Raw genomic sequence first — 17,754 nt, 5'->3', positions numbered from 1 at the left:
CGATAAAGTTGCTTTAAATGAATTAAAGCAACCTCACAGGTTTGGATGTGGCGGAGTTAATGAAAATTTTTACCTGGTTTGCCACCTTTTTTGTCTGCTTCATTATCTGATTCTGATTCTGGTTCTGGTTCTGGTTCTGCATCTGCCTTTGTCTTTGCTTCAGGGTCGAGCTGAACCTCAATATCAATTTCAAAATCACCTTCCACAGGCTCAAGGGCTACGATTGGAAAGGTTGAATGTCTGAGTTTTTCATATTCGAACCACTCGCAGCAGTAACTATAAGTACCATCCTCCATCGGGTATTCATAGGTAACGCAAAGTACCGGGCCACCGGCTCTCAGGCGGACGAGTTGACCAATTTTTGCTCTTATTTCCATATCTTTGAATCCTTATGCAAGTTTGATAGTTTTTTTAATAGACATTGTTTAATCATATTAGTTCCATCGTTTATTCTTGAATGAGTATTAGTGATAGTTTTTACCCTTATCGCCCTCTTCTGTTTCTGCTTCCGCTTCTGTATCTGCTTCTGCTTCTATTTCCACTTCGGTGCCGGGCTGACCCTTAATACTGGCTTCAAACTCACCTTCCACAGGTTCAAGGGCTACGATTGGAAAGGTGTAATCTCTCAGTCTGTCATCTTCAAACCACTGGCAGGTATAGCTATAAGATCCATCAGCCATAGGGTATTCGCACGTAACACACAGTACGGGACCACCGGCTCGTAAGCGGACAAGTTGACCGATTTTGGCTCTTATTTCCATTTGCTTGATTCCTTTTGATTGAAAGTCCTTTTATAGACATTTTTTTATTATGTTAGTTCCATCGTTTTGCTCTTGACGAAGTTTTTGATTGGAGAGTTACGTTTAACCATTTGGTTTGGCACAAAAATCAAGGGATCGATTACGGAACGAATGTTGATCTATCCGTTCTGGTCAATTTCACTAACCAATTGAAGAAAATAAAAAATAATAATCCCCCTCGGCAGAAGCTGAGGGGGCAAGTGATCTCACAGGTTAGAGGTTAACTCTTGTTTTTTTCTTCTTTAATGCTGCTTATTTTTTCTTCTTTGGACGTACATAGATCACCAGATTGTGATCCACAATTTCAAAGCCGTGCTTTTCAGCAATAGCGTACTGACGTTTCTCGATTTCTTCGTCAATAAACTCGATAACGTCTCCGCTCTCCATGCAAACCATATGATCATGGTGCCCCCCGCGGGCGAGCTCAAACACGGAATGACCGCCATCAAAGTTATGGCGAACCACTAAACCGGCACTCTCAAACTGGGTCAATACCCGGTAGACGGTGGCCAAACCCACATCCTCTTCAGCTTCAAGCAGAGCCTTGTAGACATCTTCCGCCGACATATGCTTCTCTTCGGCACCTTCAAGGATCTGCAGAATCTTCACACGAGGCAGGGTGACTTTTAGTCCTGCTTTGCGTAACTCTTGATTTTCCAACACGTTTCCCTAACCCTTTGCAAGATAATCCTGCTATTATCACATTTTCGTGCAGCTTTTTCATTTTGCTCTGCGAGCAGGCTGCTAGTCATTTTTGAGCAAGATAGTGGAAGTCTGAAACCGATGCCAAAAACCACGATCGCCCTGGCCGCCGCACTTTTCTCAGCCACCCTTCTGACAGGGTGCGCCAGCTCCACGGACAGTGGTTCGAAGCTTATCAGTTTCCCCGGTGCCTATAAAATTGATATTCAGCAGGGAAATGTCATTACCCGGGAGATGGTTGACCAGCTCCGTCCGGGCATGACCCGAGCCCAGGTCCAGTATGTCATGGGTACGCCATTGATCGAGGATACGTTTAACAGCAATCGCTGGGATTACATCTACAGCTTGCAGCCCGGTGGTAAGAGCCGTGAGCAGAAGACGGTTACGCTGTTTTTCGTAAACGATCAACTCCATTCCATTCAAGGTGACCTGGTACCCGGTAGTAATCAGCAGTAATCACTGCTGATACCACTCCTGAAGAACATCATCCTCAGTTATTACAGTACAGAATTCTTCTGTTTCGCCTGTTCAGCCCTGCGTTTGCGAACCTCTTTCGGGTCGGCAATCAAGGGGCGGTAAATCTCAACCCGTTCGCCTTCTTTCAGTGCCTGTTCTGCGGGCTTTAACACGGCCTTGCCAAAGATGCCCAGTTTCGCCTCGACCAGATTAATCTCCGGAAAGTAATCAACAATGCCCGATTCCCTGGCCGCTTCCAGAACTGTAGTTCCCTCTTTAACCTGCAGCGCGATAATCTTCTGCTCATGGGCTCTTGCATAGGCCACTTCTACGTGGATAGTGGGTTCATCCATTAACATCTTAGCCATAAATCTGCTTCGCTCTTTTGCCAAAGGCATCAACCATGGCATTCATCATGTGGCTAATCAGACCACCCAGTGTTGCCTGAGTCAGCTTATTGCTCATCTCAAACTCCAGCTCAAGGGAAACCTTGCAGCCATCCTCAGCCAGGGGCTGAAATGTCCAGATACCGGATAAGTGTTTAAATGGCCCTTCCAGCAGTTGCATCTCAATAGACCTCCCGGGAATCATTTGGTTCCTTGTGGAAAAGCTATGATGCAATCCGGCCTTGCCAATTTGCAGCGTGGCTTCCAACTGTGAGCCTTCCTGGCGGTCAATACGACCACCGGCACACCCCGGCAGAAATTCTGCATACGACTCAATATCGCTGACCAGATCATACATCTGTTCAGCGGAATACATGACCAGTGCGGAACGGGAAATCCTTGGCATACAAAGCGCCTTTCATAAAAAAAGGCCGGATAGAATAACCTATTCCGGCCCTTGGATTAATAGACAGTGTCTGAGATCTAGAACAGCGCGGTAATCAACACCGTCAATACACACAGCGGCACGATCACACGGATCATGGCACGCCACAGGTTGAACACTCCCACACTCAGGCCCAGCTCATGCATCAAGGTTGAACGCTTCATTATCCAGCCAGCGAAGATGGAGATCAGCAGACCGCCCACAGGCAGCAGGATATTACTGGTGAAGTAATCCAACAGGTCGAAGAAGTTCTTCCCGAACAGCGTGAAGGTCAGGTCACCACTCATGGAGAACACGGTGCCCAGGCCAACAAACCAGATGGCAGCACAGAGAATCACCGTGGCGACGGTACGGCTCAGTGGTGTGCGCTCGATCAGCCAGGCCAGTGCCGGTTCAACCAGAGAGATAGCCGAACTCAGCGCAGCAATACCCACCAGAACAAAGAACAGGAAGCCAAACAGCTCACCCATCGGCATGTGCACAAAGGCGGCCGTCAGGGAGACAAACAGCAGGCCTGGTCCGGCAGAGGGCTCTAAACCATAGGCAAATACGATAGGGAAGACAATCAGGCCGGAGATAATTGCCATCAGGGTATCCAGAGCGGCAACGTTAATGGCGGTTCTTGGAATGGAGTTATTGGCGGGCATATAAGCGCCGTAAGCCATCAGGCAGCACATACCCAGACTCAGGGTAAAGAATGCCTGACCCAAAGCAGCAACAAACGCTTCACCGGTCACCTTGGAAAAATCCACGGAGAACATAAAGTCAAAACCGCGCATAAACTGTCCGGTTTCCAGCATGCTGTAGCCCAGCATGATCAGCAGCAAGGCGAACAGAGCGGGCATCATCACCTGCAGGCCTTTCTCAAGACCTTTATGGATACCTCGGGCGGTAATCACCAGGGTGATCACCATAAAGACGGTGTGCCAGAAGATCTGACGTGGTGCCGATGACACCAGCCCACCAAAAGCATCACCCACCTGATCGGTGTTCATGCCGCTGAAGGCCCCGGTCACAATGTCCCAGGCATAAGAAAGGGACCAGCCAGCAATAACACTGTAGAAAGAGAGAATCAGGAAGCCCGCCAGCATACCCATCCAGCCGATAATGCCCCACAGTTTGCTGGCTCCCAGATCACTGGTCAGCTTGCGAATGGCATTCAGGGGGCTCAGGCGGGTATGACGGCCAATGGCCGTTTCTGCCATCAATAGAGGCACACCCATAACGGCGATGCACAGCAGATAAAGCATAACGAAGGCGCCACCGCCATATTGCCCGGCGATGTATGGAAATTTCCAGATATTACCCAGGCCGATGGCAGAGCCGGCGGCGGCCAGCAGGAAGGTCCAGCGGTTGGCCCAGGTTTTTTTCGATGTCGTTGGATTTTGTCCGGACATGAGTTCCCCAATGAGTCGAATTATTTTACTCCGAGGCTGTTTGAAAGGCAGGTGAGGTCTAACAACACAGAATAATTCTTATGGATAAGATACAGCTGCGACCATCTTTATCAATAAGACCGGTTGTCAAAAACCAGAACAGCAACGCTGCATTTCAGACGGCTTCTTGCTTCTTGAACAATTGCCACGCGAGATTTTCACGGGAACAACACAATCCCGGTAAACCTCCAAACCGAACAATCAGCGATAAAGACTACCTCAGATGAAACAGCATGCTGATGGAAGAGCGGAGAAGATCACACAGGTTGGTCGCTATTGTACCGGTCAGGCACTTCATCTCAACCGTTTTTTCCGTCTAATTGGTTAAAATAGAGTTTTTTAAATATTAAGGTTATTAAATGCAAAAATATTCACTATGCTAAACCTTCGTTGATCCGGCGCTATTGTCGAAACCCGTCCGGATCCCGCAGAATTAGTGACTTTACATTTAGCTGCTCCTATAATCCGCGCCATGGCAAAAAGTTCAAAGAAAGGCAAACAGGGCGACTCATCCATCGTCGTCAACAAGAAAGCCCGTCACGATTTTCATATCGACGAGACTTTCGAAGCAGGCATTTCCCTCGCCGGTTGGGAAGTGAAAAGCCTCCGGCAGGGCAAAGTCCAGCTGGTGGACAGTTACGTCCTGCTCAAAGATGGCGAAGCCTGGTTGATTGGTGCCCAGATCACACCGCTGATCACCGCATCCACCCATGTTGTGGCAGACCCTCTGCGTGACCGTAAACTGCTGCTGCACCGTAGAGAACTGGCCAACCTGTTCTCGGTAACCCAGCAAAAAGGCCACGCCTGCATCGCCACCAAACTCTACTGGAAAGGCCATCTGATCAAATGCCAGATCGCCCTTGCCCGGGGTAAAAAAGAGTTTGATAAGCGTGCAGCCACCAAAGAGCGTGAGTGGAATATTGAAAAGCAGCGGGTTATGCACCGCGGCTGATAACCCCCGGCACACGGTTTCACTGTGTGCCGCTTACTCCTTTTTCTTAATGCAATTCACCTGGCTATTGAATTCGGGACTTGTTCTTGAGCAGTGCCTGTGCAGTGAATAAAAACAGCTGGCGATCGGTTTCCCGGCTCAGTACCTCATACAGAAGGCGCTTAAAGTCTTTCTCAGAAAAATTTAACGACAATGGTATTTTTTACAGTGTAAAAATACTTATGTACTAAACGCAGTTGCATTTGCTATCCACTTTTGGCATAAATACGACATAGTTTTGTTACTGGGGGCGATCAGGATTCGACGACGGTTACGAAACCCAAGGTGCATGTCGAGGGCGTAGCGGCTCTCGTAAATCAAAACGCTACAAACGTGTAGTTGCTAACGATAATAGCTTCAACGGAGCAATGGCTGCCTAATAACAGCTTTCTCCCGATCACTCTGTCTTGTCTGTTGGGTGGAAATTGATCGTTACCGAAAATAGAATCGCCACATCGGTCTTCCTGGAGCCGGTGGGTTAAATCCACAGGATCGCGCAGTGTCACCCTGACCGTTGGGTCGTTCTGCGTTAACTTAATAACGGAAACTAAGCATGTAGAGCCGAAGGCGTAGAGCTGGCGGACGCGGGTTCAAGCCCCGCCGCCTCCACCACATACAAACCTCGTGGGTTGTTGATCTACGAGGTTTTTTTTATGCCTGGACAGAAGGTAGGTTTGTCTAATCGTCCAGAAAGTGTCCAACTGGATTTCTTTGGTGTGAGTCGGACTGGCTCAATACACACAAATAGAAATATTTATACACACTGGTGATTCATGAGAAAAAATATTGTTATTGATGATGAACTGATGCAGGAAGCGTTAAATGCCAGCGGACTGACGACCAAGAAAGAAGCGGTAGAGGCGGGGCTGAAAGCACTGATACAGCTGAAAAGCAGGAAAAAATCAGAGGTATCGTGGCAAGCTGAACTGGGAAGGTGATCTGGATGAGATGAGAACCGACAAATGATGATGGTGGATTCATCGGTCTGGATTGACTATTTCAATGGCATGAAGTTGCCAGACAGAAAGTGCTGGGTATTCAGCGCCGGAGCCGACCACAGCGACAAACCCTATGGCATGGGGGATATTGAGACCATTACTGAGACAATTGTCGAATTGCAGCATCATAAAATCTGCATGCCCTGTCGTGTAAATATTTGCAAATTTCGTACATTTTGTACGGGCCAACACTGGCAGAAAATATGACTATCGGGATTAACACATCCTGGGCAGTAATGCCAAAATCGTTGAGTTTAAAGTATTCAAGACGTTGACCATCAGGCAGGTTATCGAAAGCAAAGTTCTTGGCAGGCAATTCATGCTTCCGGCGAATTTCATCACAGGCAAAGGATGCGACTAATCCAGCTTGAAGTGAGAGATTGGCTTTTGATCCAACCTTCCTCAACTGTGAAAATATCGAGAGAGGCTCCGGATTCCGTGATGGTATAGTTGGCACGGAATTGTTGGCAGCAGAAAGCGTTAGCATTTATGAACCTCTAATCGAATCTAGGACTAAAACTATATGAACCCAAGTTTAAACCAAATAATTCAAAAACAAAGGACCGATCCAACAACTTTTTTATCAAGAACTGAAAAAGAAGCAGTAACCCCTACTTCTTCTATTTCAGATTTAAATACTTTACTTAATGAAAAGTTACGTGGTGGAAAATTACTGGCAAAAATGCTTGTTAATTCTTCGACCCATGTGGATTCTGTCAGATTAGAGCAGGAGTTTGTTCAACTTACCTCGGAAGATAAGGTCGTGAAGTGCGCTGCGACCTCACTTTTGGCCCCTTGCCCAAAACAAAAACTATATCGAAATATTGGTTTTCTCATTGATGCAGACAAGGCGAAACTTCATGTCATTGCCGACAGTGATGTTGGTTCAATACCTGTTGATAGTCAGGGTCATTTTCTGCAATGGGATTATACAAAAAAAGCCTACGAAAACATATCTATTCGGAGAGGTAAAATTATTAATCCGGGCTGTGCTGGTAGCTTTGCTTTGAGTTGTAATATTGAAAATAAAAAACTATTTCAAACCACCAGACAGCTAAAAGATTATATGGTAGAAAATGCTCATTTAATTGAAAGTAGGTTTAATCATAATGAAGTTGTTTGCGAATACACCACTGAGTCAGTAATGGCCATATTAATTACCTTTAATCGACATGACAAACTTTATGATGAAAAAAATCAAATAATTCACGATGGGTTAGAATTTAGAAAAAAATCGGAGCAGATATTAGGCTTGAAACTTCCAGTAGTCATATTTGATTGCGAAAGAGGCACTATCTGTCAACAGGAGGCATAACGTTTGGTTCAAGTGCGGCGCAGGAACTTTAAAGCGCCTTACTTGCTATTCATACTCAAGAATATGAGAGATGTGGTTTGATAGTGGAGTATTATCATGAACTATCTTTATTAGGTTCTCTACTTCCTGAAAAGTCCTCCCCGAATAAATGGCATCAACTCTTAAAGCAGATGGATCTCCTTTAAATAAAACATTGTTGGGATTATTTGGATCTTCTACAATATTACAGGCTTTACGAGGTGCCATAAGAAATACATGCCCATTTTCAAATAACCCTGTGAGCAAAGGGTATACTTTATCACTGTATTTAAGGGTTGTGTTACTCAGATTCATAATTGCATAGAGATTTTTTATATTTACTTGCTTTGGCTCATAATTAAACCCTGAGCGGTGGTCATATTCATAACGTGTATAAGAATGTTCAAATATGCCTGAGTTGTAAATTGATATAAAATTCTTATATTTATCAGGATTTACTATTGCTTCCATATTCTTGAATTGAATTGGGCGCTGTAAATCTTCGATAGCCCTTTGATCAATAGATTTGTTGGTATTATGGCATGTCTGTTCCAGTTGGAGTTCGTCAGGCTGAGCCAGTTCATTTGCTTTAGTTTGAATCGCCTCAACTGGCACATAGTTGAAATTGCCAGGTTGTCGCTGTTGGTCTTCTGTTGAGTTTGCTGATTGCGGTGGAGCTTTGGGCAATAATTCTGTTTGATTATTTGAAATATTGGTTAGCATAAGATCGTCATTAAATTTTATTTACCTATGATTTTTGATCCTAAGTTTACAAAAAAGTTCCATTTACGAAATTTCCTGGCTGCTACACAGTTAATAGTCCAATTCCCTGTTACCTCTTAACCATTCCCTCACAAACTGTTTTATTTCAGCCAGCAGATTTGACTCACTTATCTGACCGCATTCCAGTTGTCCGAAATCGCAGGTAATCCCATTGCCTTATATATGCAGTTACTCCCTTTCTCCTGATTAAAGCAGTCAAGAGCCAGTGGATTTCTCACCTTAACAGGGAAGGCCTGCCTCTGATCACTTCTGCCAACCACAAGATAATAGCCACCTGTCGGCTTGTCATGGAACAAGGCAATGACCATGCTTTTGATGTGCTCGGCCCTGGCTCTTTCAACGCTGGTTGGTGGTCGTTTTGTGTTTGTCCCGGCTCCTTCAACGATCTGTTTAAGTGTGGATATAACTTCTGAGCCAAAAAGTGTCTCCAGAAATGTGTGTCTTTGCTGAGCTGTGAATAGTTCCAGCCGCTTGCAGTCTCTGTAATCAAATAAGGGCCTGCCAATGAAATCGTCGTACATCGCCTTTGCCATAAGCTCGAATTCCTGATCAGCAGGAGATGCTTTGCGTTCCTTGTCATACCCCCAGCCGAATGGATATTGCTTCAGCTTAAAGAGTCGTAATATATCATCGGCGTATTTCCGGACACATTGGCGCTGACTCTCTGAGTGTCTGGAGGCTCCTTTGTCAAACTCAGCCAAAAATTCCTCGCGAGTCCATTTTGCCGGATCCCCTTTGACATCCCAGCTTTTTGGAAAGACCACTGATTGTTTCAGCAGGTGCAGCATTGTTCCATCAATATTGCTGCCGTTGCCAGGCACTTTTTTATTGTCTGCTATTTCAGAGAGTTTTCTTGCCGAGGGTGGAGCAATCTTTTCGGCAATCTGGCGGTAGCCTACGGTTTCTGAAAACTTGTGGACGCATTCGCTGGGTTTCATTGCCTGCTGTTTGACCCGGTTAAGATCACTGACAATGGCTTTTGATTTTTCTGCACAGCGCTCTTCCAGAAATTGATCCAGCTCTTTTCTTTCAGGCTCGCTTTGACAGTTTTCTACAAACTTCAGCACCGCATCTGCAATAGCCATATCCCCCTTAAGCTTGCGGATGTCGGCGATTGATGGGTAGGTTTTGGTGACAGTGACAGGCTTTGGTGTTTCCCTGGCAACAGGTGGTTTGCTGGTGACAGGTTTTGCTGCAGGCTGTGGAGTAGATGGTTTCGACATCACTGGCTCTGGCTTTGCCTCTTCTTCTTTGTTCTTTTTGGACTGTTCAAGGAATTTCCCCCCCTCTTCAAGTGTTCTGTCTACCTCCTCCATTTCTTTATCTATGGCTTCGCGGCGCTTTCTTTCCACTTCTGAAAGCAGAGAGGTTGTGTGTTTACTGGCAGTTTCTGTGCTGTCCTGCTTTTTGTGTTTTTTATTACCTGGCAGTGGTTGGTCAAGAGCGTCGGCTACAGACTCTTTTTGGCCATCATTGTTTGAGTCTGGCTGATTGACACCAGAATCAGAGCCCGGGTCTCTGCCATCTGGAGCAGAAGGGATAGAAACTCCAGAGTCTCTTACCAGTGCGTTTACTTCATTGCTCATGAAGTTAAAAGCGGAAAGTGTCTGTAACCTGCGAAGAAGAGATTTATCGGTATCCGATTCAACCTTCTCCAGAGCATCTTTAAACGTGGGGTTGCTGAAGGCTTCCGATATGCAGGCAGTTCTGACATCATCCATCAGCATGGCCAATTTCTCGGTCATTTGATCGATCGCATGCCTGATGATTTCGCCCTTTGCTTTCATTCCTGCTGGCATTTGTCTGTCGAGCTGATACACGCGTCGTACGAACTCAGTAAAATGATGTGCTGCTTTTTCCTTATCGGGAGAGACAAAATCGTGAGCCCTGAAAGTAAATAGCTCTTTTAATTCCAGAATGGCTTTTTGTCCCCTCCCCTCTCTGATTTTTCTCAAATTCTGGGAAAGTTTAATTTCAAACGTCTGATAACCCTGATCAGGTAATTCAGGAATAAAAGGGAGTGCTATATCTTCATCGAACAGTTCATCCAGCTCTGAGTCTGAAATTTCAATCTCATCAGCTTGCTTCCGGGAAGGTGGCGCTTTAGGCCTTTCCGGTTCTTTAGGGCTTTCAGGTTCTTTAGGCCTTTCCAGCTCTTTAGGCCTTTCCGGCTCTTTCCTCTTCTTTCTGGGTGCTGGTTTTTCCATCTCTGGCATCATCATACCGAACAGTTTTTCATGTTCCAGAGCGGGAGTTTTGCCAGTGCCCGGGAGAAAAGTGTGTACTTGGCTGACAACCCGGGGATTGTAATTGTCGAGGCTTTTCCGGGTGGGAGTGGACGCAAAACTCTTTCTGAAATTAAATGTTTGACCGGGATCTTCATCTCTCCGGTGGCAAGTCTGTTGCTCTGTATGGGCAGAGTCACTGCCACGGCGGGCAGCAGAAGAATAGTGTGTGTCCAGTTTGTATAGTAAGAGCTGGTTATTAGTATCCACTTGATAATCCCTGACTTAAATAACTTGAGTTAATTAAAGTTGGAGTTTTGTGAGTCCAAAAAATTCAATTTCAGCTCAGGGAATTCATCATTAATTTATAAATTACTGAATAAAAAAGTTATTTTATACTCCTTTGAGTGCGTTTAAATGACGGTTTATTGGGAATAATAGTACCTATTAGTTCTCCGCAGGGGGAAATTCTCAAAACTACTTATATAATAAACCGCCAGGAGCCTGTCGCACTTAAGACTGTCCTACTGCGGTTGCGATAAATTGGTCTAAAAATTCCTGCTTCTTCGTCAAATAGCCCCGCTATTCTCCTCAGAAGCAGAAATTTTTATCCTCAATTTCTCGCAATCCTCGCTACGGGGTCGCCTAGACGGACGCTTAAGTCCGACAGGCTCCTAGAATCAACCCTCTATCGAAGCGATAAATGATTTAAATAATGAAAATCCCGATTGCTTCCGGCCAGCTTTGCCATTATGTTTTAACTGTTTTTTTATACAGTCTGGGTTTTCTGGTAAACGCAGATGCCCCGATTAGCCTGTCAGATTCATTACGACCAGCAAAGCATGGAGACTTCAGGGACTTGTTACACATTATTGATGATATTCGGCAACAAGCCGCCTTGAAACTTGATCAAGCCAAACGGAGCGAGCAAGGTCAGTATATGACACCCGCTCCAACAGCTGAGCTGTTGGCGTCCATGTTTGATAATCTCAGCGGCGATATCTCATTGCTGGACGCAGGGGCCGGTGTTGGCTCCCTAACCGCTGCTTTTTTGCAAAGAGTGGTTCAGGAAGGCGGTGTCAATAAAATTACCGCTACCGCCTACGAAACCGACAAGGTTCTGATTAATAACTTGCACAATAGCATGGCTCTGTTTGCCGAGGTTGCAGGGGAGCAAAAGATTCAGTGGCACAGCAATATTATCCCGGCCGATTTTATTGAGAGTGCTGTCAATCAACTGCAGGCGATTTATGTCGATGCAACCCCTATAATTCGTTACAACAAGGCGATTCTTAATCCACCTTATTTCAAGATCGGCAGTAAAAGCCGCCATCGAAAGTTACTCCAGCAGGTAGGCATCGAGACCGGCAACCTCTATTCCGCCTTTGTTGCACTTGCCATCAAGCTTCTTGAGCCTGGTGGTGAACTGGTGGCCATTACCCCTCGCAGTTTCTGCAATGGCCCGTACTTTAAAGGATTCAGGGATATCCTGTTAGAGGATACCGCACTGAAGAAAATCCGGGTATTCAACAGCCGTACGAAAGCGTTTAAAGGCGACAAAGTCCTGCAGGAAAATGTGATTTTCCACCTGGTAAAGGGGGAGCCACAGGGGGATGTGGAAATTTCATCCAGCAGTTGTGCTGAAGACCCAAACCCGATTATTCGAATCACCCCTTTCCATGAAGTGGTTAATTCAGATAATCCAGACCGTTTTATCCATATTGTAACCTCAGAGCAGGAAGCCGATATCGCCGTTAAGGTGGGCGGTTTGCCGTGCTCATTATCTGATTTGGGTCTTGATGTCAGCACCGGAAAAGTGGTTGATTTCAGGACCAGGGATAACCTCAGAATGGAGCCCAAAGCGCAGACTGTGCCACTGATTTATCCCATGCATTTAAAAAATGGTTCTATCGTATGGCCAATAAGCAATGTAAAAAAACCGAATGCCCTGCTTAACAACAGTGAAACCGCCAAACTGATGGTTCCCAACGGCACTTATATATTGACCAAACGACTGACAGCAAAAGAAGAAAAACGCCGGATTGTTGCCTCCCTCTATGAACCGTCTGTTGCTGACGTAGACGTTGTAGGCTTTGAGAATAAAACCAACTATTTTCATGCCTTGGGCAAACCGTTGCCGCAGGATCTTGCCAGAGGCTTATGGCTGTTTTTGAATAGCACCATTGTTGATCAATATTTTCGGCAGTTTAACGGGCACACCCAGGTCAACGCCACGGACCTGAGAAACTTGCGTTACCCGACAACAGAGCAGTTGCAAGCTTTAGGGCATGGAGCAAAAGGAAACTCGCTGCCATCTCAGGAGGAGACTAATCGTCGGGTGTCGGCTATTTTTCAGCCAGTAATCCCTTCCTTCACGATCAAGCCTGGTAACCTGGCCTCTTTATAAAATACCAATATGTGCTCCAACGTGAGCTGTAGCAGCGCCATCTTTGAATGCTGTACCAATAGATGCCTTACTGAACCATTTTTCCCATATTAGGGATGGGATACCGTTTCTGAACTTAGTACCATTGTTTTCTAATCGTCTGCTACGCTCAGCAGAAGTGATATCAAAGGAGACGTTGCTATGGATCGTATCCATCTGGCACAGGTACCACGAAACAACCAGGGCAAGATCAGTTACTCCTCTATCCCGTCCATGGCAGTGCGGGTGATGGTGGCTGAAGAGGAGCTGTCGGTTTTGCAACGGCGGGTGAAGCGGCACCATGATGTTCGTGACCGGTTGCACATTGGTGAAGAGGAACTGGCTGGGCTGGAGGCGCATATTGCTGATTTGGAAGAGAAGTTGGTTGAGTGGCGAGCGTTGCTGGCGGAGGCGTGAAAGCGGTTACTTTTACAGCCTGATGGTCACAGCCGCCAGAGTCTCTTCACTGAGAAAAATAAGACATCCACATTTTTCTTGATCATTCAGACATCTCGACTACTTTTTAAGCATCAAAAACTTAAAGATCGCTACTAAAGTCATGACGACTGCTCGGAAAAATTTGATAGACCCAGCCTGTACACCTTATTACCACTGCATGGCTCGCTGCGTTCGTCAAGCCTTTCTCTGTGGTAAAGATTCGTTTTCCGGCAAGAACTGCGAACACCGTCGCCAATGGGTGGAAGACCGAATTCAACAACTATCGTCAATCTTTGCATTGGAAGTTTGTGCTTATGCGGTCATGTCCAATCATTACAACATCGTGCTTTATATCAACCGTAAACAGGCCAGGAGCTGGTTTACCAATGAGATTCTCACTCGTTGGTCTTCCCTATTTTCAGGCCCGATGCTGGTCCAACGATTTCTCTCTGGCAAACAATTGCGCGAGGCAGACAGGCTACGGGTGGATGAGTTTGCTGAAGAATATCGTTGTCGTTTGATGGATATCGGCTGGTTTATGAGATGCCTCAACGAACATCTGGCCAGAAAAGCCAATAAAGAGGATAACTGTAAGGGAAGGTTCTGGGAAGGACGTTACAAAAGCCAGGCGCTGCTCGACGAAGCGGCTCTGCTGACTTGTATGGCCTATGTCGATTTAAACCCTGTTCGAGCCAAAATGGTGAAATCTCCAGAGACCTCTGAATACACTTCTATCAGCAAACGGACGAAATACTACTCAGCTCCATCCGGCAAAAAGCAACCTGCCAAATTGAAGCCCTTCAAAGAGCCAGGACAAAACCCTGACCATGCATTGCCTTATGCACTCAGTAGTTATTTTGAACTGGTTGGCTGGTCGGGAGGAATTGTACGTCAAGGTAAGCGAGCTTGTTTAAACGACAACGTTCCCTCAATACTTAAGTTTTTTGATATTTCGCCGGATGAGTGGATTAAAACCATGCAGTGGAATAACCGTTTCTATCGGGCTGTTGGTACGCTGGCATCACTGAAAAGTTATGCTGAGAAAGTGGGAAAGTCTTGGGTACATGGTCAGAGTACCAGCGCTTTGCTATTTGCAGGCTAACTTTCCGTCCGCCATATTGTTGAAACTGAAGAGAACTCTAACTTCAGCTCCTGTCCTTCACTACGCTATAGACTCTGGCAGCTCATAAGTGAACATTTCTGAGTTCTAATTGCTTTTCTCTTCCTTGACTGTGACTTTCATTTCCGCAATTAGCGAACGAAATATTTGATTATCCTGGCTTTAAAATCTTTGGGTGTCCTTTTCTTTCCTTCAAAGTCTTTGGGTGTCCTTTTCTTCTCCTTTTCTTCCTTGTCAGGCTAATGAATGTTTACTCATCATTCGGCTCTTCAATCTGCATATTTCTCAGTACTCTCATGGTCACAACATCCGAATCAACCTGACGTTGGGTGTAATAACGCCAGGCGAATAAAGCACCGAGACCCAGAGCCGCCGCCACACCTACAGAAATCCCGACAATGGCCCCAGTGCTTAGGGTTGTTCCTGCCTGGACTCCTGTTGCCAGGGCGGTTAATGCTGTTGAGGCTTCGGTATAATTCACCAGTCCGGTATTCAGCGTCGATGGAGCACTTGAACTTGGCAGGGAGGAGGGTGCAAACAGCAAATCCGTTGCTGTACAGTTCCCGTAACCTTTTAAAGGCTGATTCATTACCCGACAATCATTGGTCACAAATCGTTGATCAGCAATATCACACAACTGATCTAAAGAGGACTGGGACACATTGCCGACATTTTGCAACCCGCCGTTTACAGTGACGTTCACTGCCTGAACACTTTTTCTCATTTTAGTAATAGAGAGATGACCGGGAGGATAGGAAAATACATCAATCTGTCCAGCAGCAATATCTGCTACTGCACTTTTACCGCTGGCAGTAATGCCGCCTCTCACCGCAATAATGCCCTCTGTTTTTCCCCCATTAAAATGACCGGTCCCAATAGCAGCATCAGCGTAATCTCCGGAGGTATTGACGAAACAGTCAATGGCCCTGGTATCAAGAACCTCACATCCAGTTTCACCCACACCAATGGCGGCATTCGCGGTATCTCTCAGGGTCGTTACATTACATGCTATTGCTGTTGTCCCTTCTAGCAGTCCACCAGGTTTACACTCACCAGCACCGATACCAGCATCTGAAAACTCTCCTCCGGTCTTCACTGAACTGTTCACAGCGGTCAACTTTTCCAGTTTGCCCCCGTCATATATTATTCCCCCACCAATGCCGGCGAAACTATCAGTCGCATCGGTTTCAACCTGACTGTCCAGAACGGTAAGATGGTTAATTCGGCCCTCAACGATTCCGGCACCAATGCCGGCGCGGGAGTCGCCACGATCTGTTTTGACCCGACTGTTGTTTACAGTCACATGTTGTATATCTCCTTCAGCCCTACCACTGACAATACCAACAGCTCCAGATTTACCAGTACTGGTCACTGAGCAATTATTGACCCCAACTTGCTCAATATAGCTATTCTCCTGCTGGTGGCCTGTTATCACACCTGCATGAGTCATCGATGCTGCGCCAGGCTCGCCATCCTTGTTAGTCAAAACGCTGGAATGTTCTATCAGCAGGTTTTCCAGACGGCTTCCTTCGCCCATTTTACAGGCGACTACGGCACTGTATTTATCATTACTCTCAACATGGGCCTGCACCATGCGCAAATCACGGACAACACCATGCTTTGCAACCTTGCCAAATAAACAATGTCTCTGACCAATGATCTTATGGCATCCGCCATCGTAATCCCCATAAAACGGCTGATCTTCACTGCCAATGGTTACATCGCTGATGATATCCTGAGTCTGGACATAATGACCCGATAACTTGTAACTGTCATTTTGGCCAATTTGTTCCAATGTTTCCCGGTTTGGTACCGGAATCGGGCGATCCGTTGCATTGCTCGGTGCAGGTGTAGCAGCAGAAACTGGTATCTGCCCCATAGTGACCATGGCAGCAGCGGTGAGCACTTCCCGGGTCATACTACTTTGGGCGACCGGTCGGCGCTTGTCACCGGTACATTTTTGCCCGGAAAGCTCTCCCTTTACAGCATCTTTTTCTTGCATGTAGTCAATGGCTTTACCGGCAAAATTACCAGCGAAACATAATTTAGAAGCCACATCAGCCAACACTTTCACTTGCGGAACCCAGGCTCCCGCCAGTTGAGCGACTAATCCAGCACCCTGGCAGATATCATTCAGTATTGATTTGCTGGGTAGTGCAACTGGCTTTGAATCATACGGCACTGATTCATTATTATTGGCCGAAGACTGCTGGTAATCAGGAGAGAGCGACTGAAAAAAAGGAATGACGGCAGAGCGCACAATGACACTCAAACCATTTAACTGCCCGGTATTACCCGTCCCGGAGTTCTCCTGCTCGGGAGATGTACTGAAAACGTTGCCCGGGTATGTTACTCCAGCATAATTCTTTTCGGTTGGTGTTTGCATACTCTTTCTCCAGATTCATGAGGAAAATCATAATCCTTGTGATTGCTTTTAATAACAAAAGACTAATGTACGACTTTAGACAGCATCATGAGTATAAGAAAAGCAATGAAAACAACAGTCGCACGACGATATTCTGTTATTCATATCAACGCATCCCATCTGCCGAACAGCTTAGAGGAGGAGGGATAAATCGCCAATTTGAAGCAAACCAGAGTTCAGCGAAGCAGTGTCGATGACCTTCAGTCCATTATCGATGGTTATAACGTGTGATAATTACTGAACCGTGAACTCGCGTATTGCCATCTTTTGAAGTGGTAGTATGCTCAGGCAAATCCAATGTTATATCGTGTTCAGGTGTTTGATGAGTGAGCAGGAACCTGCATTCTGGCAGGTAAAATCGTTAACCGAGATGACGCCCGAAGAGTGGGAGTCGCTCTGTGATGGCTGTGGTCGCTGCTGCCTCAATAAGATTATTGATGCGGATACGGATGAGATTCACACAACGGCGGTAGCCTGTCGGCTGCTGGATCTGGAGACCTGCCGCTGCAGGCATTATAAACACCGTCGCAAGTATGTGGATGACTGCATCAAGTTTACCCCGAAAACCCTGCATGAGCATTTGCCATGGCTGCCGGACAGCTGTGCTTATCATCTGCTCTACCATGGTTATGACCTGCCACAATGGCACCCTCTGAATACCGGGCGTTCGGACTCTGTCCATGAATCCGGTTTCTCCATCAAGGGCAAGGACATCGCTTCAGAAGAAGATGTTCCGGCCCCTTCGGACTGGTTTGATTATATTATCCGGGTGAAGTGAGGTGGTTTCTGAA

The 17,754-nt window shown here is 46.2% G+C and carries 18 protein-coding genes and 1 other RNA gene; 9 read left to right on the top strand and 10 right to left on the bottom strand.

From position 1 onward, the window contains the following. Window positions 1–56: 56 nt before the first annotated feature. The 3 genes from CX664_RS01930 to fur form a co-directional block, all read right to left on the bottom strand. Window positions 57–377 carry a DUF2158 domain-containing protein gene (locus tag CX664_RS01930; RefSeq protein WP_101745085.1) on the bottom strand — a complete coding sequence of 107 codons (321 nt, stop codon included), beginning with the start codon at window positions 375–377 and terminating at the stop codon, window positions 57–59. A gap of 87 nt (window positions 378–464) precedes the next feature. Further along, window positions 465–761, bottom strand: a complete 297-nt coding sequence (locus CX664_RS01925) for a DUF2158 domain-containing protein (protein ID WP_101745084.1) — start codon at window positions 759–761, stop codon at window positions 465–467. A 291-nt stretch (window positions 762–1,052) separates the two neighbouring features. Beyond that, window positions 1,053–1,460 carry a ferric iron uptake transcriptional regulator gene (gene fur, locus CX664_RS01920; protein WP_219622117.1) on the bottom strand — a complete coding sequence of 136 codons (408 nt, stop codon included), beginning with the start codon at window positions 1,458–1,460 and terminating at the stop codon, window positions 1,053–1,055. 123 nt (window positions 1,461–1,583) lie between these two features. Between fur and CX664_RS01915 the strand changes: the two genes are divergently transcribed. Then, on the top strand, window positions 1,584–1,958 hold the full coding sequence (locus CX664_RS01915) for an outer membrane protein assembly factor BamE (RefSeq protein ID WP_101745082.1): 375 nt from the start codon (window positions 1,584–1,586) through the stop codon (window positions 1,956–1,958). A 41-nt stretch (window positions 1,959–1,999) separates the two neighbouring features. Here CX664_RS01915 and CX664_RS01910 read toward each other — a convergent pair whose 3' ends face one another. The 3 genes from CX664_RS01910 to CX664_RS01900 all read right to left on the bottom strand — a co-directional run bounded on the left by CX664_RS01910 (window position 2,000) and on the right by CX664_RS01900 (window position 4,186). Continuing rightward, window positions 2,000–2,326 carry an RnfH family protein gene (locus CX664_RS01910; RefSeq protein WP_241693387.1) on the bottom strand — a complete coding sequence of 109 codons (327 nt, stop codon included), beginning with the start codon at window positions 2,324–2,326 and terminating at the stop codon, window positions 2,000–2,002. Then, window positions 2,319–2,750, bottom strand: coding sequence for a type II toxin-antitoxin system RatA family toxin (locus tag CX664_RS01905; RefSeq protein ID WP_101745081.1), 432 nt, complete (start codon window positions 2,748–2,750; stop codon window positions 2,319–2,321). Before CX664_RS01905 ends, CX664_RS01910 begins: the two co-directional genes overlap by 8 nt. A 77-nt stretch (window positions 2,751–2,827) precedes the next feature. After that, window positions 2,828–4,186 carry a sodium-dependent transporter gene (locus tag CX664_RS01900; RefSeq protein WP_101745080.1) on the bottom strand — a complete coding sequence of 453 codons (1,359 nt, stop codon included), beginning with the start codon at window positions 4,184–4,186 and terminating at the stop codon, window positions 2,828–2,830. Between the two features lie 511 nt (window positions 4,187–4,697). Between CX664_RS01900 and smpB the strand changes: the two genes are divergently transcribed. From smpB to CX664_RS01885, 3 genes are all read left to right on the top strand, one after another. Continuing rightward, a complete protein-coding gene (gene smpB, locus CX664_RS01895; RefSeq protein ID WP_101745079.1) occupies window positions 4,698–5,177 on the top strand; it encodes an SsrA-binding protein SmpB in 480 nt (159 codons plus the stop codon). A gap of 285 nt (window positions 5,178–5,462) precedes the next feature. Further along, window positions 5,463–5,828, top strand: a transfer-messenger RNA (tmRNA) gene (gene ssrA / locus CX664_RS01890). A gap of 161 nt (window positions 5,829–5,989) precedes the next feature. Further along, window positions 5,990–6,154, top strand: coding sequence for a type II toxin-antitoxin system VapB family antitoxin (locus tag CX664_RS01885; RefSeq protein WP_244910612.1), 165 nt, complete (start codon window positions 5,990–5,992; stop codon window positions 6,152–6,154). A gap of 157 nt (window positions 6,155–6,311) precedes the next feature. On the opposite strand, the gene CX664_RS26125 is transcribed toward CX664_RS01885, so the two are convergent. Then, the gene (locus tag CX664_RS26125; protein ID WP_180966349.1) at window positions 6,312–6,701 is read right to left on the bottom strand and encodes a hypothetical protein; all 390 of its coding nucleotides are present in this window, start codon (window positions 6,699–6,701) and stop codon (window positions 6,312–6,314) included. Between the two features lie 36 nt (window positions 6,702–6,737). Here CX664_RS26125 and CX664_RS01875 point away from each other — a divergent pair, with 36 nt between their 5' ends. After that, window positions 6,738–7,529 (top strand): hypothetical protein, encoded by a 792-nt coding sequence (locus tag CX664_RS01875; protein WP_145999758.1) that lies wholly within the window; start codon window positions 6,738–6,740, stop codon window positions 7,527–7,529. Between the two features lie 45 nt (window positions 7,530–7,574). On the opposite strand, the gene CX664_RS01870 is transcribed toward CX664_RS01875, so the two are convergent. Next, on the bottom strand, window positions 7,575–8,270 hold the full coding sequence (locus tag CX664_RS01870; RefSeq protein WP_101745076.1) for a hypothetical protein: 696 nt from the start codon (window positions 8,268–8,270) through the stop codon (window positions 7,575–7,577). 167 nt (window positions 8,271–8,437) lie between these two features. After that, entirely contained in the window at window positions 8,438–10,825 is a 2,388-nt protein-coding gene (locus CX664_RS01865; protein ID WP_101745075.1) for a hypothetical protein, read from the bottom strand. 445 nt (window positions 10,826–11,270) lie between these two features. On the opposite strand from CX664_RS01865, the gene CX664_RS01860 reads away from it, so the two are divergent. From CX664_RS01860 to CX664_RS01850, 3 genes are all read left to right on the top strand, one after another. Next, complete coding sequence (locus tag CX664_RS01860) at window positions 11,271–12,962, top strand: Eco57I restriction-modification methylase domain-containing protein (protein ID WP_101745074.1); 1,692 nt, start codon at window positions 11,271–11,273, stop codon at window positions 12,960–12,962. 180 nt (window positions 12,963–13,142) lie between these two features. Beyond that, window positions 13,143–13,397: a hypothetical protein gene (locus CX664_RS01855; protein ID WP_101745073.1), complete on the top strand. Its 255-nt coding sequence runs from the start codon at window positions 13,143–13,145 to the stop codon at window positions 13,395–13,397. Window positions 13,398–13,539: 142 nt separating this feature from the next. Beyond that, window positions 13,540–14,520: a transposase gene (locus tag CX664_RS01850; RefSeq protein WP_101745072.1), complete on the top strand. Its 981-nt coding sequence runs from the start codon at window positions 13,540–13,542 to the stop codon at window positions 14,518–14,520. A gap of 268 nt (window positions 14,521–14,788) precedes the next feature. Here the strand turns inward: CX664_RS01850 and CX664_RS01845 are convergent, their stop codons facing one another. Beyond that, window positions 14,789–16,924 (bottom strand): hypothetical protein, encoded by a 2,136-nt coding sequence (locus CX664_RS01845; RefSeq protein ID WP_101745071.1) that lies wholly within the window; start codon window positions 16,922–16,924, stop codon window positions 14,789–14,791. Window positions 16,925–17,285: 361 nt separating this feature from the next. Here CX664_RS01845 and CX664_RS01840 point away from each other — a divergent pair, with 361 nt between their 5' ends. Further along, window positions 17,286–17,741, top strand: coding sequence for a YcgN family cysteine cluster protein (locus CX664_RS01840; RefSeq protein WP_101745070.1), 456 nt, complete (start codon window positions 17,286–17,288; stop codon window positions 17,739–17,741). The last annotated feature ends 13 nt before the right edge of the window (window positions 17,742–17,754 follow it).

Origin of the sequence: Endozoicomonas acroporae (genome assembly GCF_002864045.1) — a bacterium.
Classification (GTDB): Bacteria; Pseudomonadota; Gammaproteobacteria; order Pseudomonadales; family Endozoicomonadaceae; genus Endozoicomonas; species Endozoicomonas acroporae.
Note: the sequence above shows the minus strand (reverse complement) of the source record. Positions and strands in the feature narration are given on the sequence as shown.

Bases quoted from the DNA above. Each gene is read 5' to 3' on its own strand.
- CX664_RS01930 (WP_101745085.1), bottom strand. From the start codon at position 377: ATGGAAATAAGAGCAAAAATTGGTCAACTCGTCCGCCTGAGAGCCGGT.
- CX664_RS01925 (WP_101745084.1), bottom strand. From the start codon at position 761: ATGGAAATAAGAGCCAAAATCGGTCAACTTGTCCGCTTACGAGCCGGT.
- CX664_RS01915 (WP_101745082.1), top strand. From the start codon at position 1,584: ATGCCAAAAACCACGATCGCCCTGGCCGCCGCACTTTTCTCAGCCACC.
- CX664_RS01910 (WP_241693387.1), bottom strand. From the start codon at position 2,326: ATGGCTAAGATGTTAATGGATGAACCCACTATCCACGTAGAAGTGGCC.
- CX664_RS01905 (WP_101745081.1), bottom strand. From the start codon at position 2,750: ATGCCAAGGATTTCCCGTTCCGCACTGGTCATGTATTCCGCTGAACAG.
- CX664_RS01900 (WP_101745080.1), bottom strand. From the start codon at position 4,186: ATGTCCGGACAAAATCCAACGACATCGAAAAAAACCTGGGCCAACCGC.
- smpB (WP_101745079.1), top strand. From the start codon at position 4,698: ATGGCAAAAAGTTCAAAGAAAGGCAAACAGGGCGACTCATCCATCGTC.
- CX664_RS01885 (WP_244910612.1), top strand. From the start codon at position 5,990: ATGAGAAAAAATATTGTTATTGATGATGAACTGATGCAGGAAGCGTTA.
- CX664_RS26125 (WP_180966349.1), bottom strand. From the start codon at position 6,701: ATGCTAACGCTTTCTGCTGCCAACAATTCCGTGCCAACTATACCATCA.
- CX664_RS01875 (WP_145999758.1), top strand. From the start codon at position 6,738: ATGAACCCAAGTTTAAACCAAATAATTCAAAAACAAAGGACCGATCCA.
- CX664_RS01870 (WP_101745076.1), bottom strand. From the start codon at position 8,270: ATGCTAACCAATATTTCAAATAATCAAACAGAATTATTGCCCAAAGCT.
- CX664_RS01860 (WP_101745074.1), top strand. From the start codon at position 11,271: ATGAAAATCCCGATTGCTTCCGGCCAGCTTTGCCATTATGTTTTAACT.
- CX664_RS01855 (WP_101745073.1), top strand. From the start codon at position 13,143: ATGGATCGTATCCATCTGGCACAGGTACCACGAAACAACCAGGGCAAG.
- CX664_RS01850 (WP_101745072.1), top strand. From the start codon at position 13,540: ATGACGACTGCTCGGAAAAATTTGATAGACCCAGCCTGTACACCTTAT.
- CX664_RS01845 (WP_101745071.1), bottom strand. From the start codon at position 16,924: ATGCAAACACCAACCGAAAAGAATTATGCTGGAGTAACATACCCGGGC.
- CX664_RS01840 (WP_101745070.1), top strand. From the start codon at position 17,286: ATGAGTGAGCAGGAACCTGCATTCTGGCAGGTAAAATCGTTAACCGAG.